10 protein-coding genes and 1 pseudogene are annotated in these 10,402 nt (G+C 67.4%); 1 reads left to right on the top strand and 10 read right to left on the bottom strand.

The annotated features are described in order from the left end of the window. Positions 1 to 573: 573 nt before the first annotated feature. The 10 genes and pseudogenes from ACFOX0_RS33485 to ACFOX0_RS33440 form a co-directional block, all read right to left on the bottom strand. Positions 574 to 939, bottom strand: coding sequence for a recombinase family protein (locus ACFOX0_RS33485; protein WP_377553598.1), 366 nt, complete (start codon positions 937 to 939; stop codon positions 574 to 576). After that, the gene (locus tag ACFOX0_RS33480) at positions 936 to 1,634 is read right to left on the bottom strand and encodes a recombinase family protein (RefSeq protein ID WP_377553596.1); all 699 of its coding nucleotides are present in this window, start codon (positions 1,632 to 1,634) and stop codon (positions 936 to 938) included. The genes ACFOX0_RS33485 and ACFOX0_RS33480 overlap by 4 nt, the downstream gene beginning before the upstream one ends. Positions 1,635 to 1,719: 85 nt before the next feature. After that, entirely contained in the window at positions 1,720 to 1,929 is a 210-nt protein-coding gene (locus ACFOX0_RS33475) for an epoxide hydrolase N-terminal domain-containing protein (RefSeq protein ID WP_377553594.1), read from the bottom strand. Between the two features lie 166 nt (positions 1,930 to 2,095). Beyond that, positions 2,096 to 2,779, bottom strand: a pseudogene (locus ACFOX0_RS33470) (NADPH-dependent F420 reductase); the annotation flags it as partial. Between the two features lie 69 nt (positions 2,780 to 2,848). After that, entirely contained in the window at positions 2,849 to 3,805 is a 957-nt protein-coding gene (locus tag ACFOX0_RS33465; RefSeq protein ID WP_377553592.1) for an SDR family oxidoreductase, read from the bottom strand. Between the two features lie 157 nt (positions 3,806 to 3,962). Further along, on the bottom strand, positions 3,963 to 4,796 hold the full coding sequence (locus ACFOX0_RS33460; protein ID WP_377553590.1) for a CPBP family intramembrane glutamic endopeptidase: 834 nt from the start codon (positions 4,794 to 4,796) through the stop codon (positions 3,963 to 3,965). Between the two features lie 59 nt (positions 4,797 to 4,855). Beyond that, positions 4,856 to 5,479 carry an NADPH-dependent F420 reductase gene (locus ACFOX0_RS33455; protein ID WP_377553588.1) on the bottom strand — a complete coding sequence of 208 codons (624 nt, stop codon included), beginning with the start codon at positions 5,477 to 5,479 and terminating at the stop codon, positions 4,856 to 4,858. 54 nt (positions 5,480 to 5,533) lie between these two features. Beyond that, positions 5,534 to 6,436 carry a TIGR03619 family F420-dependent LLM class oxidoreductase gene (locus tag ACFOX0_RS33450; RefSeq protein WP_377553586.1) on the bottom strand — a complete coding sequence of 301 codons (903 nt, stop codon included), beginning with the start codon at positions 6,434 to 6,436 and terminating at the stop codon, positions 5,534 to 5,536. A gap of 107 nt (positions 6,437 to 6,543) precedes the next feature. Beyond that, positions 6,544 to 7,167, bottom strand: a complete 624-nt coding sequence (locus tag ACFOX0_RS33445; protein ID WP_377553584.1) for an NADPH-dependent F420 reductase — start codon at positions 7,165 to 7,167, stop codon at positions 6,544 to 6,546. Between the two features lie 85 nt (positions 7,168 to 7,252). Next, entirely contained in the window at positions 7,253 to 7,987 is a 735-nt protein-coding gene (locus ACFOX0_RS33440) for an SDR family NAD(P)-dependent oxidoreductase (RefSeq protein ID WP_377553582.1), read from the bottom strand. 221 nt (positions 7,988 to 8,208) lie between these two features. Here ACFOX0_RS33440 and ACFOX0_RS33435 point away from each other — a divergent pair, with 221 nt between their 5' ends. Further along, positions 8,209 to 9,120 (top strand): LysR family transcriptional regulator, encoded by a 912-nt coding sequence (locus ACFOX0_RS33435; RefSeq protein ID WP_377553580.1) that lies wholly within the window; start codon positions 8,209 to 8,211, stop codon positions 9,118 to 9,120. Positions 9,121 to 10,402 lie beyond the last annotated feature (1,282 nt).

Here is a 10,402-nt window from a genome sequence, read left to right as displayed (position 1 = left end):
GATTCACCCGCCGACCCCGACCACCCGCCCTGCCGACCACGGTGTGGATCAACAAACCAGCAGCTCAACCCACCGAACTACAGAACACCTGACCACGAAAACGTCTCACTTGACTTGACAGGTTCCGACTCGCCAGCTCGGCAGGTGGCTCGTACACGCCTTGGGAAACCTTGGAGGCAGGGCCTTGCGGCCCGTCGTCTTGGACGGAGGTTGAGAAACTATATAGCACATGCTTCACCAGTGCAGATCTCGCGCCGTTGTTCAGCAGGGGCGGCGAGTCGCTCGGTGCCGTTCCCGACGATCTGCGAGGCGAACGCCGGCTGTCCGTTCATCCGGATGGGGCGTCGCGGCCGCGACGACCTGCATCTCGGACGATGTTTTCCTCCATGCCGCTCCCGGGCGGATCACCGCTGTCCAGGGCTACCGGGACTTTCCGGGGCCCTTGCGGCGACTTCTACCCGGACGAGGTGATCTCACTGCGGGCGATGGGCGGGGTGGTCGGGAGCCGAAGCGCCGACGGGCCTGCCGTAGGCCGGGCTGGTCCGCTACCGACGACAGTCGATCATGACGTCCTCAACCGTGAATGCCGACGGTGGGGTTGCGGTTCGGACACGTTAACCCCCACCAAAACCGTTCATGTTTCCGAGCGGTGCGGGTGGGGGCGGCGTTCCAGCGCTGGACCTCGTGATGCCGTGTGACGGCGTCGTCCGGGTCGACATCGTCGTGGTCGGTGCGGTGCCGGTTCCATACCTGGCGGCCGGTATAGCGGGGATTGGCCAGGATCGCCGCGACGGTGGTCAGCATCCAGCCTTGGCCGTTGCGGTGCGGGTTACGTGCCGGGTCCGCGCCCGACGGGCACGGTATGCCGGTCTCGTTGAGGGCGCGGGCGATGCTGGCCACGCTGCCGCCGGCCAGCCGCTGCTCGAAGATCCACCTCACCCAGGGCGCGGTGGCCGGGTCGGGTTCCAGGCGGTGCAGGCGCCGTCCCCAGGCGGCGTGAGCGCGGTTCGGATGAGGGCCGGCGTCGACGAGCCGGTAGCCGTAGGGCGGCCGGCCCCGAGGTGCCGGCCCTGCAACTCGGCTTGCGCGCGCATCGCCGCAGTCGTGCGGCGCCGAGCCCGGGACACCTCCCGCTGCGAATGCACGCCCAGCAGGTCCAACAGCGCCAACTGTCGCGGGTTGTCGAAGTCGACCGGCCCATAGGTCTCCGGCAGCCACAGTTGCACGCCGTGCTCGACGAGGTTGGGGCTCAGCCGTTCGAGCTGTTGGCCGTGAAAGGCACGTTCGCACTCGCCCACGACGATCGCGTCGAACCCACGTGCCGGGTCCGCCACGGCGGCGAGTAGCCGTGCCGCCTGCGGCCGGTCCGGCCAAGCGATCCGGCGAGAGACGCCCTCGTCGAAGAACTCGGCCACGATCCGACCACGGCCAGCGACAAGGTCCTCGGCGTAGTCGCGCTGCCACCGACACGACGACGTCCGATCCTGAAAGTCGACCGTGGACATTCGGCCGTAGAAAGCAAAGCTCAACCCAACCGCCGGCGGGGTGAACCGCTGCGGCCGGACCTTGCACTGCTGGACAGCCCATGACGCGAGCGTGACCTGTCCCGGGATCGTATCGGCTCGCGTCGTCATAGGACCTCCACGGTCGGCATGCCTGCCCCGTCATGGCCTCTCCGCCCAGACTAGGGGTCGCTACGAACGGCAGAGGCTTCCGGCCTCAACTCACCCTGACAGACAGGGCTTCGTGGGTGCGCCAGTCATAGCCTGTGGCCCAGTACTCCGCCAGGCGGCGCACCTCAGTGGTGTCGACGCCCGCTTCCCAGCCATCGACGGGCCACCGGGCGGGCCACCGGGTGGCGTGTAGCCGCACGCGCAGGTCTTCGAGTTCTGCGTCGGTCACCGCGATCAGCGGCGGTTGGTCAGTCATGTGCCTCTTCTGGTCGTGCTCACGTGCTGGTCGTGATGCAGTCTTCGCGTCGTTGGTAGTCGGCGCAGCATGACCGCGACCAGGCCCGCTTGTGGCCCCGCCCGATGCCGTTCGGACGGGGCCACAACACGGCCAGGGTCATACCGCGGCCCGTGCCAACTTGCGGTCACCGCGTTGCGGTGGCCAGTGCCGCGCGGATGGCGTCCGCGCCGGCCGGACGGCCCTTCTCGTTCGAGGGCGGCCCGTACGGGGTCCCCCACACCGGGGTGCCCGTCGCCTGCCGCCAGCTGCCGGCCAGCGGTCCCGCGTCCACCACGCTGTACCCGATGGAATCGATGAACTCGGTCACCGCAGCCTTCGCCGGTGCGGAGTCTCCGGCGATCGGCAGGTAAGAGCGGTCGGCCGCCCCTGTCGGGCGGGCGAGTGAGAGCAGATGCTTGAAGTAGATGTTGTTGAACGCCTTCACAAGCCCGGCGTCCGGGATGTACCGCAGCAACAGCTCGCTCGAGGTGAGCGACGTGCCGTCGAGCTCGGGGATGTGCCCGTCACGCTCGGGGCCGTAGTTGCACGTGTCGATGACCGTCTTCCCGGCCAGTGGCGCGGCGGGCAGGTTGGGGAAGGCCGTGACCGGCACCGTGACCACGACGATGTCACCGGCCGCCGCGGCCTCCTCGCTCGTCGCCGCCGAGGCCCGGGGCCCCAGTTCCGCGGCCGTGCCCGCGAGCGTTTCGGGACCGCGCGAGTTGCTGAGCACGACCTGGTGTCCGGCCTCGATGGCGAGCCGCGCGATGGTACTGCCGATGGATCCGCTTCCGACGAATCCCACAGTTGTCATGTTCTTGAACGTCCCTCCATAAGAGCCTTGTCCTCGCGATGAGCGGGACTCGTTGCGATGAGGACCCTGCCCTTTGGTGTGCCCTCAAATCGCGGGGCCGTCAGTTGACGGGAAGTAATGGCCGTTGTCCAAATCGGCGAGCAGGCCGGGCTGAGCGGGTTCCCAGCCGAGGGTCCGGCGGGTGATGAGGTTGGACGCCGGGTAGCTCTGCGTGACCACGTTCGCGAGGAACCCGAAGTATCCCGGCAGCATCAGTTCGTCCAAGGGCACGCTCACGGCGGGCAGGCCCAGGCGGCTGCCAATGGCCTCGGCGATCTCGCGGAACGGGATGCCGCCGTCCCCCACTGCGTGCCAATACCTGCCAGCGCCACCCTTTTCCAACGCGAGGCGGAACAAGGAGGCGGCGTCGCGGGCGTGCACGGCGTTCCACAGGTTCGCGCCGTCTCCGGGGTAGCCGGCGAAGCCCTTCTCTTTCGCCAGGGCGATCAGCGTGGGGAGGAAGCCGGAACGGTCGGTCGTGCTGTGCGCGATGTTGGCGAGCCGCACGATCGAAGATCGCACCCCTCGCTCAGCGAGGCCGATTACGGTGGTTTCCACGACGTTACGGGCCCGCAGGGTGCCCTTGTGCTCATCGCCGCTGGGAAGGGCCGGGTCCTCCTCGGTGGCCATCCGGCCCAGGAATCCCTGTCCGGGCGAGCCAATGCTCCCCGCTGCGACCAGCGGCTTTCCGGTTCCCGCGAGTGCCTCGCCGTACGCGAGCATGATCGGGAGCTCTGCGGCGGCCACGGCGGCGACTCCGCCGGACGGAAGCAGGTCTTGTCTGTGCGCGACGTGGATGACGCCGTCGGAGTCTGCCGCCGCCTCCTTGAGCCCGTCGAGATCCTGGAGGTCGCCGCGGCGCACCTGCGCACCGAGCGCGGACAATGCCGCCGCGGCCGCCTCCGATCGGGCCAGGCCGGTGACCTCGTGCCCGGCGGCGATGAGCTCGGGGACGATGTACGAACCGGTGTGGCCGGTCCCGCCAGTGACAAAAACGCGCATGCTACTGGTCCTTATGATTGATGTGGCGGAGAAGTAATGGTGCGGGCGCGCTCAGGCAGAAGTGTTGACGCCGAGGGTGAAGTTGAAGCTCCCCGCGCCATGGCGGCCGAAGACGGTGTTGAACGCCTTCACGACGTGCGCGACGGCGGGGGTTCGATCAACTGGTGAGCCTAGCGGCCACGTCCGCCCGGGCCGAGCGACGGACGGGGACCACATGACCACGCCGGTGTGCCAGCCACATGAACACGACGGTGGCCACCACGCCGAACACCACGGCGTACACACTGCCCTCCGGCCCGAAGTCGCCGCCCGTGACCAGCGCGGGACCCGACATCGTCGCGTCCAGCAGGCCCTGCGGGGTGTTGCTGCCGGACACCTTGGTGCTGAAGATGGCGCTCGCGGCAATATTCCAGCCGAAGTGCAGACCGATCGGCACCCACAGCTTGCGGGTGGCGACGTACGCGGCGGTCAGCATCCCGCCTGCCTCGATGGCGATAGCGATGGCGCCCCACAGGGTAGCGGTCGCGTTGAGCAGGTGGATCAGGCCGAACAGCGAGCCGGTCAGCACGAGCGCGATCCAGGTTCCGGTCCAGTGCTCGACGTTCCGGAACAGGACACCGCGGAAGACCAGCTCCTCGGTCACGGCGGCACCCGCCATGATCCCGAGCAGGGCGACGGCGCTCGACGGTGTGCCCAGGCCGTTGATCGTATAGTTACCGAAAAAGGCGATGTTCGCGATGACTGCCCCGAACAGCGCGATGCCGAGCAGCGTGCCCCAGCTAATCCCGGCACCTGCTCCCTTCAGCGACACCTCGACGGGGGCCCGGTGCTCGGTTCGCCGCACCACCCGGCCGTAGACCAGGACCGCGACGACGGCCGTCAACAGGCCGGCGACGAGCGCCAGCCAGGGCTTGTCCTTCACCGCCGCGGTGCCCAGATTGCCGAGGATCCAGACCGCCACAACCGCCAAGAGCTGCCATATCAGACGCACGATGACTCCTCCGTGAGAATCCGCGGCGGGAGCGCCGCGGGCTACTAGCAGGGGTGCGCTCAGCCGGGGAAGTCGACGCTGAGGGCGACGTCAAAAGTGCCCGCGCCGTTGCGGGCCAGGCCCATCAGCAGCGGCCCGACCCCTTCCAGCCAGCGGGCCATCTCCAGGCCGCCGACGTCGAGGGGACGCAGTCCGAGGGTCTCGATGAACGCCGACACGCTCGCCTTGGCGACCGCGTCGTCTCCGGCGAAGAACACGTCCAACGGACGCTCCTGGACCAGGACATGGCCGAAGACGGTGTTGAACGCCTTCACGACGTGCGCGCTCGCCGGGGCCGCCTTGGCGATCTCCTGCGCACCGGACGTGCCCTCAGGAGTGAGCAGCCCGGTGGCGTTGGCGTTGAAGGTGTTGGAGATGTCGATGATGACCTTGCCGGCCAGTGCCTCCCCGTACCGGGCGACGACCGGCACGGCGCCGGTGTACGGCACGGCGAGGACGACGAGGTCGCCCACAGGGACGGTGCCGAAGGTCCCCGCCGTGGCCCCGGCGCCGAGTTCGGCGGCCAGGCCCTTGGCCTTGGCCGGGTCGCGGCCGATGAGCTCGACGGAGCGCCCGCCTGTGACCGCGCGGGAGGCGATGGCGTGGGCCATGCCCCCGAGGCCGATGAAACTGATGCTGCTCATGGTGAGTGCTCTCTTTCGTGGGTGATCGTTTCTGGGTGGTTGTTTCTTAGGTGGTCACAACCGGCCGGTACGCTCGATCACCTGGCCGGCGAAGTCGAGCAGCTGGTCAAGGCTGGTGAACATCGCGAAGGCATCGAAGTACCCCTCGTCAGCACCGGAGTCGGCGTACCGCTTCAGCTGGTCCGCGACCGAGTCGACGGACGTGCCCGGCTCGAGGTTGATCCGCATGGCCGTCTTCAGTGCGTCGGGATCGCGGCCGGCGTCTTCCGCCGCTCGACGCGCGATCGACCACAGGTGGTCGGCGCCCTCGTCCTGACTGCTGATCGACGCGGCGGGTGCCGGCCCCTCGACCCCGAGCCATCCGACCCCGCTGCGGCCGACTCGGCGCATCGAGGCCTCGCTGGCACCGCCGATCCAGATGGGCGGCCCGCCCGCCTGGACCGGCCGGAGGCCGGCGTGGACCGGTGGCATGGTGAAGAACTCGCTGTCCCAGGACACGGGACTGGTCGTCCACCACGCCTGCAGGAACGCCAGCGTGTCGTCAAGCATCTTGCCGCGCCGCTGCCAGTCCGCGTTGCGAGCCGCGTCGTACTCCTGCTTCATCCACCCCACCCCGACTCCGACGCCGAGGCGTCCGCCGCTGAGCACGTCGAGCGTGGTCAGCTGCCGGGCCAGGTGCGGCGGCTCGTAGTAGAACGTGCTGAGCGTGCTGGTGTTCAGACGCACCCGGCTGGTCGCCGCCGCAGCGACGGTCAACAGCAGCACCGGATCGAAGGAGCGGGCCATCTGCGGCCCTCGGGCCAGATAGCCGCTGCCCACATCAACCGGCGTGACCAGGCGATCACCGATCCACAGGGTGTCGTAGCCAAGGTCCTCGAGCCCGCGGACGAAAGCGCTCAGGGCAGGGGCGTCGGTGACGGAGGGCCCAACAACAGGAATCACAAAACCGAGCTGCATTGCGATGAGCCTCCTCGGGCGAATTCCTTCGCTACTATTAATGTCTGACGTCGATGAGCCCGTGGTCCGTCAACCTGTTTGCCGGCTGTTTGGCCAATCCCAGGAGGTCAGCCTGTGAACTCCTTGACGCCCAGGGCGAAGTTCCCGTGGCCGATCCCGTTGCCCGCGAGGCCTACCGTGAGCACTCCCGCTCCTTCCAGCCAGTGCGCCATCCTCAGGCCGCCGACATCCAGCGGGCGCAGTCCGAGGCTCTCGATAAATGTCGCCACGTCTGCCTTGGCCTGCGGGTCGTCGCCGGCGAAGAAGACGTCGGGCCGGCCGTTCTCCAGGACGCCACGGAAGATGGTGTTGAAGGCCTTGAACACGCCGGCGCTGGCCGGGGCCACCTTGGCGACCTCCTGCGCGATCGATGTCGGCTCGCTGTGGGCCAGGCCGTCGAACGCGGCGTTGAAGGGGTTGCTGATATCGATGATGATCTTGCCCGCGAGGGCGTCTCCGTACTCGGCGACGGCCGAGACGACACCGGCGTACAACACGGCCGTGATGACGATGTCCCCGGCCGGGACGGCACCCCACTTACCTGTCGTGGTGCCACCGCCCAGAACCTTGGCCAGGGCATCGGCCTTGGACTGATCGCGTGCCATGATCTCGACGGTGTTGCCGCCCGCCACCGCGCGCGTGCCGATCGTGCGGGCCATGTTCCCCGCACCGATGAAGGTGATGCTGCTCATGAGCTGTGCTCTCTTCCTGTTCTCGAGGCGCCCTGTTCTCCAGGCGCCGCTCTGACTCGTTCGTGTGTGGATGAGGTGGTGTGGTTCAGATGGCGGTGGTGCCGCTGTCGGCGACCAGCTCCAGGCCGTTGACGTAGCTGGAGTCGTTGGAGGCGAGGAAGAGGGCGATGGTGGCGATCTCTTCAGGACGGCCCATCGTTCCGCGGGGGATGAGGGACTCGAACGCGGCCCTCGTCGCCTCGTCGAACAGCTCTTCCTGCTTGGCGGTGCCGACCTGGCCGGGGGTCAGGACGTGCACCCGGATCTTGCGGTCGCGCAGCTCGTTGAGCCAGACGCGGGCCCAGGCCTGCTGGACGGCTTTGCTGCCGGCGTAGAGGCTCCAGCCAGGGAAGGCGCCGAGGGAGGCGTTGGAACCGGTCATGAGGATCGAGCCGTTGTCGTTGATCAGCGGCAGGGCCTTCTGCACGGTGAACAGGGTGCCGCGCGCGTTGAGCGAGAAGGAGCGTTCGAACTGTTCCTCCGTGATCTCGCCGAGGACGGCAGGTTCACCGAACCCGGCGCTGGCCCACAGCACGTCGATCGAGCCCTTCTCCCGCTTGACGGTGTCGTACAAGCGCTCCAGGTCGTCCAGATCGGACGCGTCACCCTGGACGGCAGTGACGTCACGGCCGATCAGCTTGACGGCGTCGTCCAGCGCTTCCTGCCGCCGGGCCTGGATGAAGACATACGCTCCTTCCTCGACGAACAGCTTGGCCCCGGCCAGTGCTAGACCGGTGGATCCACCGGTGATCACCGCGACCTTGCCATCGAGCTTTCCCACGGTCACTCCTTTGAATTGCTGGATTTCCCGAGAAAGGAACAGAAGAGGCCCAAATCTTGATGTGCTCATCCTTGTTTTGGGCACTGCCGTCAAATGCCGACACCGAATTCTTGTGCCGAGTTCTCCCGGCCTCATGAACAATGCCACCGCCCTGATCGGGTGTCCAAGACCTGTTTTAGCCGTGGTGATACCCTCGAGGCATTGCCGGACCGGGAGGTTCCATGGATCTGGACCTGCGCAAGCTGCGCTACTTCGTCGCCGTCGCCGACCGGTTGCACTTCGGCCGCGCCGCCGAAGAGCTGCACATCGCGCAGCCGGCGCTCAGCCGGCAGATCCGCGCGCTGGAACAGGACCTCGGCGCCTCGCTCTTCACCCGCGACAGCCACGGCGTCACGCTGACCGACGCGGGCCGACAGCTGCTGGACGACGCCGGCCCGCTACTCGCCTCCGCGCACGCGGTCCGGCGCCGAGTGTCCGTGGCAGAACGCGGCGGCCAGCGGCTGGTGGTCGGTTTCCGGGCCGGCATCCCGGTCATCCCGGCGACGCGGGTGTTCGAGGCCCGGCATCCAGACGCAGTCGTGGACGTGCAACGAATGGAATGGGACGACCAGGCCCCGATGCTGCTCGACGGCCGCGTCGACGTCGCCTATGTGCGGCTGCCCATCGACGATACCGGCCTGCGCCTGACTCCGCTCTACACCGAGCCCCTCATGGTGGCGCTGCCCATGGGCCACCGGCTGGCCGGCAAGGCGGAGGTCACCGAGGCCGACCTGGCCGGCGAGCCGCTGATCTGGCACGCCGACACGAGCACGCAGCCCACCAGACGCCCACACCCCGATTCCGGACTCCGGGTGCGCGGGGTGGAGGAAAAGCTCGAGCACGTCGCGGCCGGCCGTGGCATCTCGTTCGTGGGGCGTTCGGAGACCGTGTTCTACTCACGACCGGACATCAGCTACGTGCCCGTCCCGGATCTGGCGCCCGACCAGGTATTCGTCGCGATGGCCGCGTCACGCACCTCGCCGCTGGTCAACGACTTCTTCGCCGCAGCTCAGGCGACGGCTGAGATCACGGCGGAATGCGGGAACTATGAGATGTGGCAGATTGTCAACGACACCGTTTCAAAGCGCGGTTGAGTAGTTCGACTGACAACAGCCGGACCGGACCTCCAGTGCCCGCATGCCCTGTTCGATCCTGACCTGATGCAACATTGTGGCTTGTCAGCCACGGCGCGCCGATCGACGACGTGATGCGCCCGATCTCGTCGCTCCGAGTGTGGACCGACGCTTGCACGACCTGCGGCACACCGCCGCGTGTCTCTGGCAGTTTCCTATCCGGCGTCGACATCACCGTCATCGCTCTCTGGCTCGGCCACGAGAACATCGCGACGTCCCAGATTTACATACCCTTCCGTCGTTAGCTCTGCTGCCTCGGCTAGGGTCGCCCGCCCCTGTTGCTGCAATCGGCGAAGCTCGGTGACGCCGGGCAGCTACTGTCGATGCTGTAGTAGGGCAGCCGCACTTATCGGTGTGATGGTGTAGCTTGTCGGGCGAGTCGGGTGCGGTGGTGGAACCATCGTGTCCTGGCTCGGCGCAACTGATGCGGGTCGGGAGAGTTGATGCCTTGGATCAGTGGATCTGACGCCGGCTCAGTGAAAGTGATGCCGTGGCGTCACCGGGGTGGGTCTGCTGTTGGTGCTGCGTCCTCCGCAGCCGCGTCCGAAGAGCCTGCGCCGTGCTATCCGGACGCAGCGGCGTGAGCGCCACCGCGCTGACGCCGAAGAGTGGGCCGCGGCGAAGGAACGCGGTTTGCTGCTCGAAGTGCCTGTGGAGGAGCTGTTGCCGTTGATGAATGCGGCCGGCGGAAACCAACTTCCGATCTTGGTCAGCTTGACCCATGGTCAGATGGCGTACTCAGCCGTGAGGATCTGCCGCAGCTCAACGCTGAAGTTGACCGTCTGGAGGCGGCGGCGGGTAACGACGTGGAGCGTGGGCTGGCGGCGGCGCTACGGGCGTTACTGGGGTGTTGGAAAGAACGGCGACACCAGGGGTCAAAGAGTGGATCTTGGTAGGTGGTGTGGGGCTCGGCCATCGACGTCTGTGCTGGCGTCCCGTTAGGGGATCCATGGCCGGGCATCCTGCCGATGATTACCGGGGCGGTGATGTCCGCAAGACAGAGGAAGAAATATGACACAAGGTGTCAGACTTTGGGTCGAGTATGGCTTCACCGGTCGGCGTCGATGGCGCAGACCGGGCACCACGGATACATATGGGATAGATAAGGACCTCCATGCCCTGTCTGTCAGGCTGAGATGAGGCAGCCGTTCCCGGAGCGTTAGGCTTGCCGGGAGACAGGAAGAGGATCATCGTGACACTACCCAGCACCCCGGGTGATCAGGGCGGACGACCGAAGCGGCGA

Source organism: Micromonospora zhanjiangensis, assembly GCF_042650605.1.
Lineage (GTDB): Bacteria > Actinomycetota > Actinomycetes > Mycobacteriales > Micromonosporaceae > Micromonospora_J > Micromonospora_J zhanjiangensis.
Note: the sequence above shows the minus strand (reverse complement) of the source record. Positions and strands in the feature narration are given on the sequence as shown.

Bases quoted from the DNA above. Each gene is read 5' to 3' on its own strand.
- ACFOX0_RS33480 (WP_377553596.1), bottom strand. From the start codon at position 1,634: ATGACGACGCGAGCCGATACGATCCCGGGACAGGTCACGCTCGCGTCA.
- ACFOX0_RS33465 (WP_377553592.1), bottom strand. From the start codon at position 3,805: ATGCGCGTTTTTGTCACTGGCGGGACCGGCCACACCGGTTCGTACATC.
- ACFOX0_RS33455 (WP_377553588.1), bottom strand. From the start codon at position 5,479: ATGAGCAGCATCAGTTTCATCGGCCTCGGGGGCATGGCCCACGCCATC.
- ACFOX0_RS33475 (WP_377553594.1), bottom strand. From the start codon at position 1,929: ATGACTGACCAACCGCCGCTGATCGCGGTGACCGACGCAGAACTCGAA.
- ACFOX0_RS33445 (WP_377553584.1), bottom strand. From the start codon at position 7,167: ATGAGCAGCATCACCTTCATCGGTGCGGGGAACATGGCCCGCACGATC.
- ACFOX0_RS33450 (WP_377553586.1), bottom strand. From the start codon at position 6,436: ATGCAGCTCGGTTTTGTGATTCCTGTTGTTGGGCCCTCCGTCACCGAC.
- ACFOX0_RS33435 (WP_377553580.1), top strand. From the start codon at position 8,209: ATGGATCTGGACCTGCGCAAGCTGCGCTACTTCGTCGCCGTCGCCGAC.